Origin of the sequence: Armatimonas sp. (genome assembly GCF_043757465.1) — a bacterium.
Taxonomy (GTDB): Bacteria; Armatimonadota; Armatimonadia; order Armatimonadales; family Armatimonadaceae; genus Armatimonas.
Genome location: NZ_JAYVPL010000119.1, coordinates 1 through 16124, shown reverse-complemented (window position 1 = coordinate 16124; position 16124 = coordinate 1). Strand labels below are relative to the sequence as shown.

The 16124-nt window shown below is 58.7% G+C and carries 15 protein-coding genes and 1 riboswitch; of the genes, 13 read left to right on the top strand and 2 right to left on the bottom strand.

What is annotated here, in order from left to right:
- Positions 1 to 53, bottom strand: a riboswitch (cyclic di-GMP riboswitch). This riboswitch is flagged as partial in the annotation.
- Between the two features lie 196 nt (positions 54 to 249).
- Complete coding sequence (erpA, locus tag ACH2ED_RS16005) at positions 250 to 693, top strand: iron-sulfur cluster insertion protein ErpA (RefSeq protein WP_395093197.1); 444 nt, start codon at positions 250 to 252, stop codon at positions 691 to 693.
- 49 nt (positions 694 to 742) lie between these two features.
- Positions 743 to 3286 (top strand): G8 domain-containing protein, encoded by a 2544-nt coding sequence (locus ACH2ED_RS16000; protein WP_395093195.1) that lies wholly within the window; start codon positions 743 to 745, stop codon positions 3284 to 3286.
- A gap of 1 nt (position 3287) precedes the next feature.
- Here the strand turns inward: ACH2ED_RS16000 and ACH2ED_RS15995 are convergent, their stop codons facing one another.
- Positions 3288 to 4373 carry a redoxin family protein gene (locus ACH2ED_RS15995; protein WP_395093193.1) on the bottom strand — a complete coding sequence of 362 codons (1086 nt, stop codon included), beginning with the start codon at positions 4371 to 4373 and terminating at the stop codon, positions 3288 to 3290.
- A 93-nt stretch (positions 4374 to 4466) separates the two neighbouring features.
- On the opposite strand from ACH2ED_RS15995, the gene ACH2ED_RS15990 reads away from it, so the two are divergent.
- From ACH2ED_RS15990 to lon, 11 genes are all read left to right on the top strand, one after another.
- A complete protein-coding gene (locus tag ACH2ED_RS15990; RefSeq protein ID WP_395093191.1) occupies positions 4467 to 5465 on the top strand; it encodes a sugar phosphate nucleotidyltransferase in 999 nt (332 codons plus the stop codon).
- A complete protein-coding gene (locus ACH2ED_RS15985) occupies positions 5462 to 6439 on the top strand; it encodes a GHMP kinase (RefSeq protein ID WP_395093189.1) in 978 nt (325 codons plus the stop codon). The genes ACH2ED_RS15990 and ACH2ED_RS15985 overlap by 4 nt, the downstream gene beginning before the upstream one ends.
- A 220-nt stretch (positions 6440 to 6659) precedes the next feature.
- A complete protein-coding gene (locus ACH2ED_RS15980; protein ID WP_395093186.1) occupies positions 6660 to 7019 on the top strand; it encodes a hypothetical protein in 360 nt (119 codons plus the stop codon).
- A complete protein-coding gene (locus ACH2ED_RS15975) occupies positions 7016 to 7771 on the top strand; it encodes a hypothetical protein (protein WP_395093184.1) in 756 nt (251 codons plus the stop codon). Before ACH2ED_RS15980 ends, ACH2ED_RS15975 begins: the two co-directional genes overlap by 4 nt.
- Positions 7772 to 7965: 194 nt before the next feature.
- The gene (locus ACH2ED_RS15970; protein WP_395093182.1) at positions 7966 to 8967 is read left to right on the top strand and encodes a hypothetical protein; all 1002 of its coding nucleotides are present in this window, start codon (positions 7966 to 7968) and stop codon (positions 8965 to 8967) included.
- 36 nt (positions 8968 to 9003) lie between these two features.
- Entirely contained in the window at positions 9004 to 9612 is a 609-nt protein-coding gene (locus tag ACH2ED_RS15965; protein ID WP_395093179.1) for an SIS domain-containing protein, read from the top strand.
- Positions 9609 to 10136, top strand: coding sequence for a D-glycero-alpha-D-manno-heptose-1,7-bisphosphate 7-phosphatase (locus tag ACH2ED_RS15960; protein WP_395093177.1), 528 nt, complete (start codon positions 9609 to 9611; stop codon positions 10134 to 10136). The genes ACH2ED_RS15965 and ACH2ED_RS15960 overlap by 4 nt, the downstream gene beginning before the upstream one ends.
- Before the next feature lie 3 nt (positions 10137 to 10139).
- Entirely contained in the window at positions 10140 to 10709 is a 570-nt protein-coding gene (locus ACH2ED_RS15955) for a hypothetical protein (protein ID WP_395093174.1), read from the top strand.
- A gap of 17 nt (positions 10710 to 10726) precedes the next feature.
- Entirely contained in the window at positions 10727 to 11008 is a 282-nt protein-coding gene (locus ACH2ED_RS15950; protein ID WP_395093172.1) for an NIL domain-containing protein, read from the top strand.
- A 113-nt stretch (positions 11009 to 11121) separates the two neighbouring features.
- A complete protein-coding gene (locus tag ACH2ED_RS15945; protein WP_395093169.1) occupies positions 11122 to 11532 on the top strand; it encodes an Hsp20/alpha crystallin family protein in 411 nt (136 codons plus the stop codon).
- Positions 11533 to 11571: 39 nt separating this feature from the next.
- Positions 11572 to 14115 (top strand): endopeptidase La, encoded by a 2544-nt coding sequence (gene lon, locus ACH2ED_RS15940; RefSeq protein ID WP_395093166.1) that lies wholly within the window; start codon positions 11572 to 11574, stop codon positions 14113 to 14115.
- 12 nt (positions 14116 to 14127) lie between these two features.
- On the opposite strand, the gene ACH2ED_RS15935 is transcribed toward lon, so the two are convergent.
- Entirely contained in the window at positions 14128 to 15972 is a 1845-nt protein-coding gene (locus ACH2ED_RS15935) for a CocE/NonD family hydrolase (protein WP_395093163.1), read from the bottom strand.
- Between the last annotated feature and the right edge of the window lie 152 nt (positions 15973 to 16124).

The following is a 16124-nucleotide window of genomic DNA, read 5'->3' as shown; positions in this document are numbered from 1 at the left end:
TAGGCCCATCGCTTTGCGTCACCGCCTTTCGGTCGGGTTTGCCCTTTCGGTTGCAAAGGAATTTCTTTCACTCTGTGTAGGGTTCAACACCTTAAGATGCGTTTGAGTCTATTTTATGGGTACCCCTAGCAGTACCAGAGTTTTTTTCAGCATCGCTCTATTGTCAGGAACTCGGAGGCGATATAATCTATACTAAGTAGAGTAAGACCACGCGGCTTTGAACCGCGCATGGAAAGGACACCAAGCAAAATGGCATTGACACTTGAAGCCGGTAAAGACCAGGAGATTCTCTCTGACCGCGCCTGCCCCCTCTCTCTGACGGAGCGGGCGATCCAGGAAGTGAAAGATATTTTGGAGCAGCAGGGCAACCCCGAGGGCGTCCGTCTGCGCGTCTACGTGAGCGGCGGCGGCTGCTCCGGCCTCCAGTACGGCATGGCGCTCGACGAGACCGTGGACGAAGGCGATGAGACGTTTGAAGATAGTGGCGTCGGGATTGTTCTTGCCCCGATGGACATCCGCTACTTAGTGGGCGCTGTGGTGGACTATGTCACTACCCCCATGGGCGGTGGCTTCAAGGTGGAGAACCCTAACGCAGTGAAGACCTGCGGCTGTGGTTCCAGCTTCTCCGCGGAAGACGATGCCGAGGGCCGGACTATCACGGGTGGCTGCGGCTCCTGTGGCTCCAATAAATAACTAAAAAAGAAAGCCCCGGCGCACCCGCGCCGGGGCTTTTGGTGTTTTTATGACCCGTACCGCATTTTTGCTGATGTGTTGTGCGCTGGGCATTGCGGCTCACGCCCAGCACCTGCCTGGCCGAGCGTTTGATCCGAAGGCACCGAGGCTCTTCGATGGAATGCCGAATTTCTCCCTGCGCCCCCGTGTCACGGCGGCGCAGAGCGGGGCGTGGGGCGATCCGCGCACTTGGGAAGGGGGCAGCGTTCCCCAGCCCACCGACACCGTTCTCATTCCCCCTGGCATCAAAGTGACGGTAGGCGATGGCGAGGCAAGAGTGATTGCCGTGCGCGGCGTACTGAGCGTGGCGGGCGGCACGCTGATCGCCAACACGGTGCAGGTGCTCCCCGATGGCTACTTAGAGCTGGGGCATAGCGGCCAGCCCGTGAGCGCACGGCTCGTGCTGGGCGGCGAGCGCCTGCCGAAAGCCGACGATCCCGAGCAACATGGCGCAGGATTACTCGTTCTCGGGCGACTGGTGGCCTGTGGTGCGCTCAAGACCCCGTTTGTACGTCTTGCCAGCGCACCCAAGCGCGGTGCGACCACACTCACGCTCGCTCAGCCGGTACAGGGCTGGCAGCCGGGCGACACCCTTGCGCTCCCCGACACACGCTCCCCGGCCCGCCGGGGCAAGAGTGTGAGCTGGAGTGAGAAGTGCAAGATTGCCGCCCTCTCTCCCGATGGCAAGACCGCGACACTCGCCGCACCGCTGGCGTTCGACCACGCCGGACAGGAGCGCTTCCTGCCGCACGTGCTCAACCTCACGCGCAGTGTCACGGTGATCTCCAAGAGCAGCACCGTTCCCGCTCACATCTTTCTCGGTGAGGCCGCCACCACCGAGGTCGAGAATGTCGCGTTCAGCGGCTTGGGCCGCACCACCACCGACCCGCTCCACCCGGAGAAAAACCACACGGCGCGCTACGCCTTTCACTTTCACCACGCCTCGGGGCCGTTTCGGGGCGAGTGGCGCGGCAAGCTCTCTGGGTGTGCCTTCGACGGCAGCCCGAAGTGGCAGCTGGTGCTGCATGGCACGACCAAAGTGCGCGTGGAGAACAATGCGTTCTGGGGTGCAAAGGGCGCAGCCGTGGTCGTGGAAGACGGCAACGAGGCATGGAACGAGCTGGTCGGCAATATCGCGGCCCACTGTAGCGGCGTAGCGCCGGGCGAGAGCGAGCCGGGACAGCGTGCCGACAAGGAGGATGTGGGCTCCGAGGGGGTGGGGTTCTGGCTGGCCAACGCCGCCAATCTCTGCAAAGACAATATCGCCGCCGACTGCGCCCTCGCCGGGTTTCTCAAGTTCCCCCGCCCGGAGCGTCCTCTGCGCGGTTCCCTCGCCTACTTTGCCGCGCCCACCGAGCTGCCTTCCCGCGAGCTGCGCTTTCCCTGGGCGGATAATCTGCCGTTTCCCGTGCCCTTTGAAAACAACGAGGCCTATGCCTGCACCCACGGCCACGAGTTCTGGGAGGAGTCGCCCTTTGTGGTCAGAGACTCCGTTGCCTGGAACTGCCATCAGGGCCTGGTTCCCCGCTTCACCGAGCCGATGGTCGTGGATGGCCTGATTGTGCGTGGCGATTCCGGGGCACTGGGCGATGATTCTGACCCGACCATCGGGGTTCCGAATCGCTACTACCCGGTGACGGGCCAGCTCAAGCGCCTGGATATTGCCGGAATGGCGATTGGGGTGAAGCAGCAGACCCCGCGCGGCACCAATGAACCCAACGGTCGTCAGTTCGACGTGCTGATTGAGGATAGTGTCTTCGCCTGCCCGGTGGGCGTGCGCATAGACGGCGACCTGCACTACAAGCGCGATGCGGTCGGTCAGAGCCGCACTCTGATAAAGAACTGTAAGTTCAGCGTCTCCGCGAGTGGGGGCGGGAGGGGTATTGACATGATCCTGCCCTTTGGCAACGACATCAACCCGCTGGCCGCCGATGAGGTCTATGTGGAGAGCTTCCAGGGTAAGCCCGGCGCGAACTTCCGGCTCTACTACGATATCCAGGCACCAGGTGTGATTGTCCCGTTTGCCACTCCCGATGCAGGAATCCACAACCTTCCCCCCGATCAGGACGAGGCGCTCTACCACGACGGCGAGAAGCACTTTCGTATCCGGGGGCTGAAGGAGAAAGGGCTGACCAACCAGCAAGCTTGGGCAAAGTACAAGAAAGCCTGGGCGGGCAGTGTCGCGCCCCCGACTGCCAAACCCTACCCAACACTAGGCGGATTAGTGCAGCCGATCACCACCGTCCCGCCGCTTTTTGTGCAGCCCGTCTCGCTCTCTGGCATCCAGCTCGACGGTGACAGCACGGCCTGCTGGAGCGCCGTGCACAACTGGCACAAGCTCTGGGAACGGCTGGAGCTAGAGATCCGTGTGGACGGCAAGAAAGTCGGCACCGTGCACGCGGACCAGTACAACGCCGTCAGCCACCGCACCGACGGCTTCCGCTTCAACTTCCCCAGCACCGTCCGCGATGGCCGCGAGCACGAAATCGCGATTGTCGTCGTGGGCACGGAGATTCACATTCCCGGCTCCCCACTACGTCGCGTGCTGCGCTAACCTACTTCAGCCCGAGCTTTGCCAGCGCCTTTTTCATCCCCGCTTCATCGAAGCCGACCGAGCGGTAGACGATCTTTCCTTTGGCATCCACCAGGTAGTTGGTCGGGAACGCCTGCACGCCGTAGGCGCGGAAGGTTCCCGGCACGCCTTTTACGGCGGGGAAAGTCAGCTTGGCTTTGGTCAAATAATTGGTAATGGTCTTGCTGTCATCGCCCTGGTCAATGGCGACGAGCCCGAAACCCTTGGCCTTGAGGCTGGCATAGAGCTTTTGGAGCTCCGGGTGCTCGGCGCGGCAGGGGCCGCAGTTGAAGAACCAGAAGTTGACTAGCACAGCTTTCTTGCCCTTGAGTGCCTGCGCCAGCGAGAGCTTGCCACCCGTGGGAGTGGCCAGGTTGAATGCCGGAGCCTTCGCGCCCACTTTCAGTAGCTTGGCCTCCAGGCTCTCCATTCCGCCACTCCCGGGCGGCTTAACTTCCTCAAGCCCGGTGGGGAGGGTGAAGTTCTCGGCGGCAAGCTCCGGGTCGAGCTGGACATTTGTCAGAGTAATCTCCTGCCCGAATTTCTGCCCCCCCGCCTCCGAGGATGCCACAAAGCGCTGGATCATCTTCTCCGGGCTGACATAGACACGAAGGGTCTCATAGACACGAAGGGTCTGCTGCGCCTCTTTTAGCTCCAGGACGTCAAAGCTCGTCTCCCCGATTTTCTCCACGCCGACAGACGTGAACTTCTTGGGATCGGTGCCGGGGATTCCCGTGAGAAACGGCCAGACCGTCTCGCTGTCCACCGGGCCTTTGGTGTACTTTTTCCCCGTGACATTGTAGGACGCCTTACCGTCCATGATCATCAAGACACCCTCGCCTTTATCCGGCGTCAGCTCGACGCGGCCTAGGCCGGGGGCTTTGAAGAGCAGCTTGCCCGAGAGTTTCTGCGGCTGTGGTCCTGTCACGGCCATGGTCATCTCCGCCGAGAAGCTCTTGAGGGCCTTGCCCTTCGCAGCGATCTCCGCGAAGAGAGCAACCGCTTTCTCATCATAAAAAAACGGGGCTGCCGCGATCAGGGCGGGAGCCACAAAAAGGGGCACGGGCATAGGTTTCGTTTCTCCTGAGAAATATTCTACAGGCAAAGCCCCCCCTCTGCCGAAAATGGAATTGCCTGGTATGGTTACCAGGAACGACTTGCCATGAAAGCCATGATTCTTGCCGCCGGGGAGGGCACACGCCTGCGCCCCCTGACTCTCACACTGCCCAAACCGATGGTGCCGGTCGCCAACACGCCGCTATTGGTGCGGACGGTGGAGCTACTGCGCCGCCAGGGAGTGGAACAGCTCGCAGTGAACCTCTACCACAAACCCGAGGCGATCCGTGCGCACTTTGGCGCGGCTCTGACCTACTCCGACGAGCCAACACTGCTCGGGACGGCAGGGGGAGTGAAGCAGCTCGCGGGCTTTTTGGACACCACTTTTGCCGTGCTCTACGGCGACAATCTCTACGACTTCGCGCTGGCACCGCTGCTGGCGTTCCATCGAGCGAAAAAGGCGCTGGTGACGATTGCTACTTTCGAGACACCCAACCCGAGCGCGTGTGGCCTGGTGATCACCGACGAGCAGGGCAGGGTGACACGTTTTCAGGAGAAGCCACGCGCTGACGAAGTCTTTACGAACACCGCCAATGCGGGCGTCTATATTTTAGAGCCGGAGGTGCTCGTACGCATTCCGGCGGGCGTGGCCTGCGACTTTGGCAGGGATATTTTCCCCAAACTGCTGGAGCATGCGCCCGGACGCATGGTGGCGCTACCCTTGGGCGGCTATCTACGCGACACGGGTACGCCGGAGAACTACCGCCAGGCCAACTGGGACTTGCTCGGGGAGCAAACGCTGCTTCTGGCACCGTCGGCCCGGGTGGATGCCAAAGCGATCTGTGAGGGGCGCAATATTCTAGGCGAGGGGTGCTTGCTCCTGCCCGATGCACGGCTTCGTGAGAGTATCCTCTGGCGCAATGTTAAGGTGGGCCGAGGCGCGACGGTGAGCGGTGCGATCTTGGGAGACAGTGTTCAGATCGGTGACCGAGCAACCGTGGGGGAAGGCGCGATTCTGGGGGAGGGCGTGGTCGTTGCGCCAGGAGCCGTTGTCCCGCCCCATGCGCGTATCGTGGCCGATTTTGATGGACGGGAGAAATTATGATTATCGTACAGACACCACTGAGAATTTCCTTTGCCGGTGGCGGCACTGACTTTCCGGACTACTACAAACGCGAGGGAGGCTGCGTTGTTTCCACGGCCATTGATAAGTACATCTATGTGATTATCAAAGACCGCTTTGATAAGAATATCCGCATTGGCTACTCCCGCACGGAGCTTGTGGAGAGTGTGGACGAGATCGAGCACCAGTTAGTACGTGAGGCGATGAAAAAAGTGGGCGTGCACTACGGCATCGAGATCGCTACCATGGCCGATATCCCCTCCGAAGGCTCCGGCCTCGGCTCGTCGTCGTCGGTGACCGTGGGGCTGCTCCATGCCCTCTACACCTTCAAGGGCCAGCTTGTCACACCGGGCCAGCTCGCGCGTGAGGCGTGTGAGATCGAGATCGAGATCCTGGGCAAGCCCATCGGCAAGCAAGACCAGTACATCGCGGCCTACGGTGGCCTGCGCCGCATTGACTTCCACTCTGATGAGACCGTCGCCGTGAACTGGGTGCCTATGCCTGAGGAGCAGAAGCGCCGCTTCAGTGAGTCGCTGATGCTTTTCTACACCGGAATCACGCGCAAGGCCGACAAGATTCTGCTGGAACAAAAAGATAATATTGCTGAGAGGCTTCTTACACTCGACAAGATGAAAGCACAGGCCGACGAGATTTACAATGCGCTCATTGATGGCAACCTCAATCGGATCGGTCGGGTGATGGATGCGGGCTGGCGCCATAAAAAGTTGCTCGCGACTACCATCTCCAACTCGTCCATCAATGCCTACTACGAGGCGGCGCTGGATGCGGGGGCGATTGGCGGCAAGGTGGCGGGTGCAGGTGGCGGGGGCTTTCTGCTTCTCTTCTGCACGCCCGACCGCCAGGCACATGTCCGACAAGCTCTCTCCAGCCTTAGGGAACTTCCCATTGGGCTGGAGCGCGACGGTACCAAGGTGATCCTCAACGCCCGGCGCTAGCCTAGGGAAGTGACAGCGCGCTGGTCGGTGACCCGCTGATCGAAGTTGCGGTTCATGAGAAAGCCTCCGAGGAAACCTGCGGCTAGAAATACAGTATTAATAACATTACCCGTAAGGTGAGGAAGTAATTGATTGTGACCTATATATAATTATGAAAAATCGAAGGCTAAAATGCCGTAGAAAACAGCGGGGGCTCATGATCGTGGATGCGATTATGGGGATGTTGTTTGTTACATTGGCCTTTGGAGCCATCGTGAGCACAATGGTCACGGGAATACAAGCCGGACGGCGTGGACGAGAATATCAGGTTGCGGGCTTGGTGGCACGCCAGGTTGTGGAGAATATTCGAGGTTTCAAAGAAGGTGGGGTGGCCAATGGAACCTACAGTAATGCCACAACCCTGGGAGTCGTTCCCCAGCTCACGTCACTGACAACAGCATCAGTGTCTGCATCCGTTACGACATTCAATACTAGATGCCGTCAGGTGGTGGTGACCGTTAACTGGTATTCCGTGCCTGCACGTCGCAATATTTCTCAAGTATTTACGACATTGTTCTCTTCCGATGGAGTTGCGAAATGAAATCCTTACCCGAAACGATGTTTGGTGCCGTTATTGGTTTTTTGGTGATGTTGGTCTCCGTGAATCTGACCGATGCGGTGGTGGCGACAAGCATCAATGGCTCCAGTGATATGCAGCTAGACCGTTCTGTGCGTGCTATGACAGATGAGATGCAAATGCATCTTCGCAATGCAGGTCGTGTGGTTGCTACTACCACGGTAGGCATGACAACCTACACCACCGGGCAGAGTACTCTCATCGTCGCAGCCCCTGCCTATAACGCCAATCAGAGTGGCTACTTTATCAATGGGCAGGAGGACACAATTATCTTTACCTATGATGCAAATAATAAAGAAGTGCGTCAAGTGATCCTACCAACAACGGGAGCCGCCCGTCCGGCACGCAATCTTTTTACCATTGGCCGCAGTGTAGATAGCCTCATCTTTACCTACAACTGTCGCGAAGTCTTTTTAGCAACCACTACCATCGCCCCCTCTACCTACAGTCTCAGTACCGCACCGCTCACTACCTCCGTCAAGGTCTATGTCAATGGAACAGCCAAGACCGCCACTGTCTCAGGAGTGGTGGTGACTGTCACCGATAGTGTGACAGCAGGGGATCGTGTCCAGATCTTCTATAACCCACAGACATTCTCCATCACGGCTCCTATTGTCTCGGTAAGCTTCACGGCGGCTCAGAGTGTTAGTGGCGCACGTGCTACTCGAACATCAACCGCACAAGGGATCGCTCGAATGCGGAATAAACGTAGCTAGGAAGACAGATGATGAAATATAACCTGAAGGAAAGTCGTGGATTTGGTAGTGCCTACGCAATGACGGCAGTTTTTGCTTGCTTTATCATTTTGGGTGGGCTAATGTACACAGCACAAACACAGCTTAGTCTGACAAACCGTAGTCTGCACAGAACATCTGCGAGCATGATTGCCGAAGCGGGTATAGAACATTCTATGTTCACCCTTTCTAATAACTGGAATGCAACTATCGGAAATGATACAATATATGAAGATCCAGGAACGAATTTAAAATTAGCAGGCACTTTTAACTACACCATAAACGCAATTGCAACAAGTAAGAGGATAATTAAAGCTACTGGAACCGATTGGCAGGGAGGAAATTCCACAATAGTCGCCCAAGCAGAGTATATTAGCAATGATTCCGCCTCGCTAACACGCTATGCCCTCCTGGCTAAAAGCTATATCGGCTTTGGGGGCAACTCCTCGATCTCGACCAGCCCGCTCAATAGTCACAATGCTGATGCACGCACGAACGGCTACATCAGTCAGGGAGGGAGCTCCAGTGTTGATGGCACCCTCTTTGCTACGGGAACCATTTCGGGATCGGGCTACTACCTCAATCAGCCTGGGTACTCTGAGATCGCCTTTCCGACAGAGGATCAGCTTGTGGATTTTGAGACTTCCTGGAAGGCTGCTGCGCTTTTGGGAACCACCTACAATCCAAATAGCTTCTCCAATAACCAAACCATTGCTGCCCCGGCCTACATCAATGGGAATATAACGCTCACGGGAAACAAGACTCTCACGATCACGGGCAGTGGGGTTGTCTATGTGAATGGTTCTGTGGATATCAAGGCGCAGACACGAATTACCAATAGTGCTACCTTTATCATCCGCGATACGTTTACCTGCAACGGCCAAGCGTACTACACAATTCCTGCGGGTGCTCTCACTCCCTCTAGTGGGGTCTTCACCGCGACAATGATCAGCCTGAATGGGGACATGCAGCTCAACGGGGGGGGCGATGCCACGGGAATTGTGTACTGTGCTCGGGGAAATATGCGAGTCAATGGGGGAGCGATCTACCGAGGCTCGCTGATTGCAGGTGGCTACATCGAGACGGTTGGTACCTACGACCAGATCTATCCTGGTACTATGTCCAGCAATATCAACTTCCCGATCCCACTGCGGCTCACTAAATTTGCGGAGCCTTAGCCCAAGAGAGTGGGCTCACTGCGGTATCATAACCGTATGGGTGACATTCTTCCCGACACGAGCCAGGGCACACGGGTGTATGTCGCCGACTACTTAGGCAAGCTGACAGCACTACTGGCCGTTATTGATGCCGTTCAGGTCACCCGCGTTGTGGAACTTCTCTTTGATTGCTGGCAAAACGACCGGCGCCTGGTCTTCTGTGGCAACGGTGGTTCTGCCTCCACAAGTAGCCATATGGTCTGCGATTTCCAGAAAAATATTGGCCTAGACGGTGGCAAGCCCTTTGAGGTCGTCGCTCTTACGGACTCCCCGGCACTGCTGCTCGCCTGGAGCAACGACACCGACTTTGCCAATGTCTTTGCGGGGCAGGCACGGACATGGCTACGAAAAGGCGATGTGCTGATCGCGATCTCGGGCTCCGGGAACTCGCAAAATGTGCTGGAGGCGGTTAAAGTTGCGCAAGAAGTCGGGGCCACCACAGTGGGGCTGTGTGGCTACGGCGGCGGGAAGCTCGCCCCTCTCAGCGATCTTGCATTGGTGGCCGACCAGCACAATATGCAACTCGTCGAGGATGTCCACATGGTGCTCTGTCATATTCTCTTCTCCGCGCTCCGGGATCGAGTTAGGGGGCTTCTTAGCGCATGAACCGGGCTGTTTTCCTGGACCGTGACGGTGTTCTGAATGTCTACCTGCCCGGCGACTACGCAAAAACGCCCGATGAGCTGCTCTTGCTTCCGGGAGTGGGGGCGATTGTCCAGAAGCTCCGCGCGGCGGGCTACCTCACGATTCTCATCTCCAACCAGCAAGGGGTCGCCAAGGGGCTGATGACACAAGCCGATCTCGCTGCAGTCACCGCCAAGCTTCGCGCCGAGGTGCCACTGGATGCGCTCTACTACTGCCCCCATCTCAAAGACGAGCACTGTGCCTGCCGCAAGCCCAAGCCCGGCATGCTCCTGCAAGCTGCACAGGAGCACGCGATTGATCTGAGTGCCTCCGTCTTCATTGGCGACACCCCCACCGATGCCCAGGCCGCCCACGCCGCCGGAGTCCCCTTCGTGCTGGTTCTGAGTGGGCAGACCAAAGACGCTGCGGGATTCTCGCCCACACCGAATGCCGTCGCCGACACCCTCGCAGCCGCTGCCGAGTGGGTACTGCGGCGTGTACAATAGGGTATGTCTGCGCCGATTCGTTTCTGGGGAAGGGTTGTCTCGTTGCGCCCACGGCTGGTCCTGACCAAGTTTGAGGGCACCACCGAAGCGAGCTGCCCGGGCTACATTCTGACACTGGAAGGAACCCTTACCGAGGGCATGGCAGTGCCTGTTGGGAAGAGCTTCACCGTGGCGATTGGCCCGGCGACCATGCAAAACCGGGAGATTGCGCTGGGGGATCTGCTGCGGGGCGATGCCCACCCCGTTCCCGAGGGGCTCCCCGACACGCCCGCCGAGCTCTATAAAGTGGGCGTGCTGCGCCAGATTGCCCGTGCCGACGCGCCTGTTCCGCCCGATCCTCCCCGCACCGATCCTCCTCTGAGCGCGGATGCCGTCGAGAAAGCGCCCCGTCGTGCCCTGGCGATCAAGTGCCTGCTCTCCGAGCGTGGGAGCTGCCGCGACTGCTCACACGCCGTGCTGGCCTGTGTCGTGCGCCTCACCGACCCACGGAACTACCGCACCGGGCGCTGGACACAAGTGCCCGCTTGTATTGGCCCGGAGGACTGCCCGCATTTTCTGCCACGGGAAGATTAGGGTACAATGGGCTCATTATGACTGGCAGTGCCGTTTACAACCTCACTTTCACGCGCGAGATGATGGACACCCCGATCCTGGGAACCATCGCACGGCGTTTTCGTATTTCCCTGACTATCCGCCGTGCGATGCTCTCCGAAGAGGGAGGAGTGGCGGAGGTGACTTTCTCGGGGGGCTCTGAGGAGATCGAGCGGGCCATCGCGGACTTACAGACCTTCGGAGTGACCACGCAAGGGCCACTGGAGACTCTAGTGGGGGCCACGACCGGTGCGATTCCCAACCCTGGCCGGGGAACGTAGCGCCTGATAAAGATAAGAAAAGCCGGGGAACTTCCCCGGCTTTGTTTATTTTTCATTATGTTACATTAGTGTGGAACACTCAAGTAAATTCTGATGTATAAAGAAGTGAAGCTATGACAAGATTTACCGAAGATGCCCTGCGTGCCTTTCTGGATAACCAGGGGGGAGTGACAAGGTTCTGGCAACCTGCCGCCGATGTTCACGAAACCAGGGATGCGCTCGTTATTAGACTAGAGCTCGCGGGAGCAACAACGGAGACACTTTCCGTCACGCTCTCAGGAGATGGGCGGCACTTGACTGTGGCGGGGTCGCGGGGAGAAGGAAGCGGTGAAGAAAAAACACTGTGCCATCAGCTAGAGATCTACTTTGGCCCCTTTGAGCGCACCTTCGAGCTTCCAGAAGATTTTCGAGTGGATCGGGATACCATCACGGCGACACTGAAGAATGGCTTTCTGACCATCCGGCTTCCCGAGCGCTCTTTTTCCGCAATGCCGACGCGCAAAATTCCGATTTCACAGGGGTAGATTTTCACTGCACTGGGGTAGAAAGGAGTCACAAAACAAATGGACGAAATTAAAACGAACGTGATTGAGGAGCTGGAGAATGTGTTTGACCAGCTCAATACCGAGACTCAGGAGACGCCACAAATACCGGATGAGCTCAACCTCTTGCCCTTGCGAGATGCAGTGATCTTTCCCGTGCTCGTCGCTCCGATCGTGGTGGGACGCGAGCCCTACATGCGCCTGATCTCCGACTCGGTGCGCGATGGTAGCCGGATTATTGGGATTGTGACACAGCGCGACCCGACTACCGAGCAGCCTGGCGTGGGAGATATCTACCCGACGGGGGTTGTGGTGACCATCCGGATGATGAACCGCAACCGCGATACCACCCAGTTGCTGGTGCAGGGAATCCAGCGCTTCCAGATTGTCGAAGTGCTCACGGAGGAGCCGTATCTGCGCGCCAAGGTCAAGCTCATCGAGGAGGCGATCACTCTCAGCGACGACGAGCAGCTTCAGGTGGAGGCGCTTCGTCGAGAGCTCTCCGGCACGTTTAGTAAGATTGTCGAGCTGAGCAACGGCGATATGCCCGATCACTTCAAGGAGATCGAGCAGGTCACGCCCGTCTGGACCATGGCCGACATGATCGCCGCCCACGCTCGGCTAAGCACCGCGGAGAAGATTCAGGTTCTGGAGACCTTTCCTTTAGTCGAGCGGATGGAACTCTTGCACAGCATGCTCATGCGTGAGGCTCAGATCATGGAACTTGGGGCCAACATTCACAGCCAGGCAGCAGGCGAGATGAGCAAGGCCCAGCGTGATTACTACCTGCGCGAGCAGCTCAAGGTCATTCACAAGGAGCTCGGCGAGGGCGATGAACGAGGGCGTGATGTGGAAGAGCTGCGGGAGCGCCTTGACACCGCGCAGCTTCCCGTCGAGGCCCAAAAAGAAGCGGATCGGGAGCTGGAGCGTATGGCACGTATGGCCTTTGGCGCACCGGAGTACACGGTCGCACGCACCTACCTAGATCTCATGGCCAGCCTGCCGTGGGCGAAATCTACCACGGACAACCTGGATATTCCCCATGTGAAAGCGATCCTCGATGACGATCACTACGGGCTGGATAAGATCAAGGATCGGTTGCTGGAGTTTTTAGCCGTCCGTAAGATCAAGCAGGAGCGCGGTGAGCCCGTGCGCCAGCCGATTCTTTGCTTTGTCGGGCCTCCTGGCGTGGGAAAGACCAGCCTGGGGCGCAGTATTGCCCGTGCGATGGGCCGTGAGTTCTACCGGCTCTCGCTGGGCGGCGTGCGCGATGAGGCCGAGATTCGGGGGCACCGGCGCACCTATATTGGGGCCATGGCGGGGCAGATCATCACGGGACTGAAGCGCGCGGGCAGCAATAACCCGGTCTTCTTACTCGACGAGATTGATAAGCTCGGGCACGATCATCGGGGCGATCCGAGCTCGGCACTGCTGGAAGCGCTCGATCCGGAGCAGAACTCGACGTTCCGGGACAACTATCTTGACACGCCTTTTGATCTCTCGAATGTGCTCTTTATCACCACCGCAAACGGGCTGGAGGCGATTCAGGGACCGCTGCGGGATCGTATGGAGATCATCGAGCTGACGGGCTACACGGAGCAAGAGAAAGTAGCTATCGCACGGCAGCACCTCGTGCCCAAGCAACGGGGTGAGCATGGGCTGACAGTGGAGCAGGTCGCGATCAAAGACTCCGCACTCTACGCTCTGGTGCAGGGACACACCCGCGAGGCGGGCGTCCGCAGTCTGGAGCGCCAGATTGCCGCAGTCTGCCGCAAGGTGACGCGTCTCTTTGCGGAGGGCCGCACCGAGCCACTCACCGTGGATAAGAAAACGGTCGAGGAGTTTCTGGGGGCACCTCGCTACGAGTTCGAGGAGCTCGACGATATCACGAGCATTCCTGGGGTGGCGACCGGCCTTGTCTGGACTCCTGTGGGCGGCGATGTGATCTTCCTTGAGGCGCAGAAAATGGAGGGCTCCAAGACTCTCCAGCTCACTGGGCAGCTTGGCGATGTCATGCAGGAGTCGGCAAAGGCTGCCCTGAGCTACATTCGGGCCAATGCGAATGAGCTGGGTATCCCGGCCAATTTCTGGAACGAGACGGAGATCCATATCCATGTTCCGGCGGGAGCGACACCCAAAGACGGCCCTTCGGCAGGCGTCACCATGACCACGGTGATCACGAGCCTGCTCACGGGCCGTCGGGTGAAACCTCGCTTGGCAATGACGGGCGAAGTGACTCTCACCGGGCGGGTTCTGCCGGTTGGGGGCATTAAGGAGAAGGTTCTGGCGGCGAAGCGCTCCGGGGTGACAACCGTGATCCTGCCCGCGCGTAACCGTAAGGATCTGGAGGAGGACATTCCCGCTGAGCTGCGTGCGGGGATGACCTTTCACTTCGTGGATGCCGTCCGCGATGTTCTGGATCTCGCTCTGGAGCCCGTGGACAAGCCCCGGCGGATTCGGGTGAAGTCCTCGACAGAGAAAACCGTCTCTGACCCGCTTCCGATCGCGCCGCCCCCCTTGCCGGATGCGCTCAACCAGCCGACCGTGCCCCCCGCACGGGCGTAACTAATGAGGAGGTCAGGGCTTTACCGTGAAACGAATCCGCGAGGGGAGTTTCTGCGAATGAAAGATTGTCTGGGTGGCTTTCTGGAAGTCGCTGTCATTGGCCTTTCCAATATCCATGAACTTTTGCGGGTTGCGGTCCACTAGCGGGAACCAGCTACTCTGCACCTGGATTTGTAAGCGGTGGCCTGCTTTAAATGTGTGGCAGATGTCGCCCAGTGCAAAGTGGACCGGTGTCGGCTTGCCCGGAACAAACGCCTCCGGCTTCGAGAAGCTCTTGCGGAACTTGCCCCGAAAGACATCGCCGCGCACAAGCTGCTGGTAGTTGGCGTTTGTGCCGGAGTCCGGAGACACATCCACCACTTTCACCACCCAGTCCGCATCGGTGCCGGTGGTGGCCACGGTGAGCTCCACTTGAATCGCGCCCACTGCCGTCATGTCCTGTGCGAGCGGGGCGCTGGTATAGCTTAGCACATCGGGGCGCGATGAGGCGAAGCGCTGATCGGCGGCCATGTAGCGCGAGTCGCGGCGGATTCCGGGGAAGTTCGCGTAGGGAACGGGGCTGGCCGGATCGGAGACATAGCTGTCGGTGGGTTCGCTCTCGCTGTGTACGGGAGACTCATCTAGGCCGTACTCCGGCTGGAAATAGAATGTCCGCGAGAGTAGGCCCTTCGGCGGCCATGAGGGAAACGCGAGCCATTGATTAGAGCCCGTTGCAAAGACACGCGCCTTCTGAGCGGGGGCAGGGGGTGCGCCTTTGTCGTTGAGGTAGTAGTTAAAGAACGGCAGCTCCATCTCATTGCGAAACTTAGCCGCCGTGTCCTCGCCCAGTGTTAGGTCATGAAAACGACTGCCATTTCCACCCCAGCCGCCGTGCGACCAGGGACCCAGAACCACGTAGGCGGGCGTCTTGGGGCTCTGCTTTTCCAGGGCGCGGATCATGTGCTGCGGCCCCCAGAGATCCTCGGCATCGAAGAAGCCCCCCACGACTAAAAACGCGGGTGTGAGATTTTTGAAGTGCGGCAGAGGCGTGCGTGCCTGCCAGAACGCATCGTAGGTATCATGAGCAAGTAGGTCGTTCCAGAAGGGGATCTTCCCCTTGAAGAAGCGCTCGTTTGCATTTTTAAGTGCCCCGAGCTTCAAATAAAAGTCGTAGGCATCGTTGGAATCATACTTCAAGCCAGGCTGATACTCTTGTTTGCTCGGCCCCTGGCGCGGCCAGTCGAAGCCACCAAAACACCAGGCGAAGTTGTCCATGAGCATGAATGCCCCATTGTGGTGGTCATCGTCGCCGAGGAACCAGTCGGTGACGGGCGCTTGTGGCGAGACGGCCTTGAGTGCGGGATGTGCCCGCACTGCCCCGACGGCTGCATAAAACCCGGGATACGAGACACCCGTCAGGCCCACTTTGCCGTTGTTGCTCGGGATATTCTTTAAAAGCCACTCAATTGTGTCGTAGGTGTCGGTGCTTTCGTCCACGGTTTTACCATTGCGGCTGAGTGGCCGGACATTTTCGTAGTTCCCCTCGGACAGATACTTCCCACGGACATCCTGAAAGACCTGAATGTAGCCCCCGTCGGTGTAGGGCTTGCGGTTGCCCCCCAGTGCCCCGAAGCTCTCCGCACCGTACGGGACACTGTAGGGCGTGCGCACCATCAGGATCGGGTGTTTTTTTGTTTCGTCTTTGGGCGCGTAGATCACTGTGTAGAGCTTGGTGCCATCGCGCATGGGAATCTGCACATCGCGCTTGGTGTAGCTCTGCTCTGTTTGTCGAAGCGCCGCCGCACGGGGCGCAGCGGTGTGCTGGGAGACGGCGGCGAGGCCAAGGGCAAGAAACGCAAGGGGGCGGGTGTGACGCATGCAATCCATTTCCGTGTTCGGGGGGCGGATTCCTGCACGTTTACCGTCGCGAACACGGCTATTCAGTTTTTGCCTCCCCCCGGCTTCGCCGACCCCCTCCGGCTCCGCGAAGGGGGTACAAGAGATCAAGATGGTAAAGTCAGATTCCTATT

Bases quoted from the DNA above. Each gene is read 5' to 3' on its own strand.
- ACH2ED_RS15970 (WP_395093182.1), top strand. From the start codon at position 7,966: ATGTTCACCCTTTCTAATAACTGGAATGCAACTATCGGAAATGATACA.
- erpA (WP_395093197.1), top strand. From the start codon at position 250: ATGGCATTGACACTTGAAGCCGGTAAAGACCAGGAGATTCTCTCTGAC.
- ACH2ED_RS16000 (WP_395093195.1), top strand. From the start codon at position 743: ATGACCCGTACCGCATTTTTGCTGATGTGTTGTGCGCTGGGCATTGCG.
- ACH2ED_RS15935 (WP_395093163.1), bottom strand. From the start codon at position 15,972: ATGCGTCACACCCGCCCCCTTGCGTTTCTTGCCCTTGGCCTCGCCGCC.
- ACH2ED_RS15945 (WP_395093169.1), top strand. From the start codon at position 11,122: ATGACAAGATTTACCGAAGATGCCCTGCGTGCCTTTCTGGATAACCAG.
- ACH2ED_RS15950 (WP_395093172.1), top strand. From the start codon at position 10,727: ATGACTGGCAGTGCCGTTTACAACCTCACTTTCACGCGCGAGATGATG.
- ACH2ED_RS15955 (WP_395093174.1), top strand. From the start codon at position 10,140: ATGTCTGCGCCGATTCGTTTCTGGGGAAGGGTTGTCTCGTTGCGCCCA.
- ACH2ED_RS15985 (WP_395093189.1), top strand. From the start codon at position 5,462: ATGATTATCGTACAGACACCACTGAGAATTTCCTTTGCCGGTGGCGGC.
- ACH2ED_RS15990 (WP_395093191.1), top strand. From the start codon at position 4,467: ATGAAAGCCATGATTCTTGCCGCCGGGGAGGGCACACGCCTGCGCCCC.
- ACH2ED_RS15995 (WP_395093193.1), bottom strand. From the start codon at position 4,373: ATGCCCGTGCCCCTTTTTGTGGCTCCCGCCCTGATCGCGGCAGCCCCG.
- ACH2ED_RS15960 (WP_395093177.1), top strand. From the start codon at position 9,609: ATGAACCGGGCTGTTTTCCTGGACCGTGACGGTGTTCTGAATGTCTAC.
- ACH2ED_RS15975 (WP_395093184.1), top strand. From the start codon at position 7,016: ATGAAATCCTTACCCGAAACGATGTTTGGTGCCGTTATTGGTTTTTTG.
- ACH2ED_RS15980 (WP_395093186.1), top strand. From the start codon at position 6,660: ATGTTGTTTGTTACATTGGCCTTTGGAGCCATCGTGAGCACAATGGTC.
- ACH2ED_RS15965 (WP_395093179.1), top strand. From the start codon at position 9,004: ATGGGTGACATTCTTCCCGACACGAGCCAGGGCACACGGGTGTATGTC.
- lon (WP_395093166.1), top strand. From the start codon at position 11,572: ATGGACGAAATTAAAACGAACGTGATTGAGGAGCTGGAGAATGTGTTT.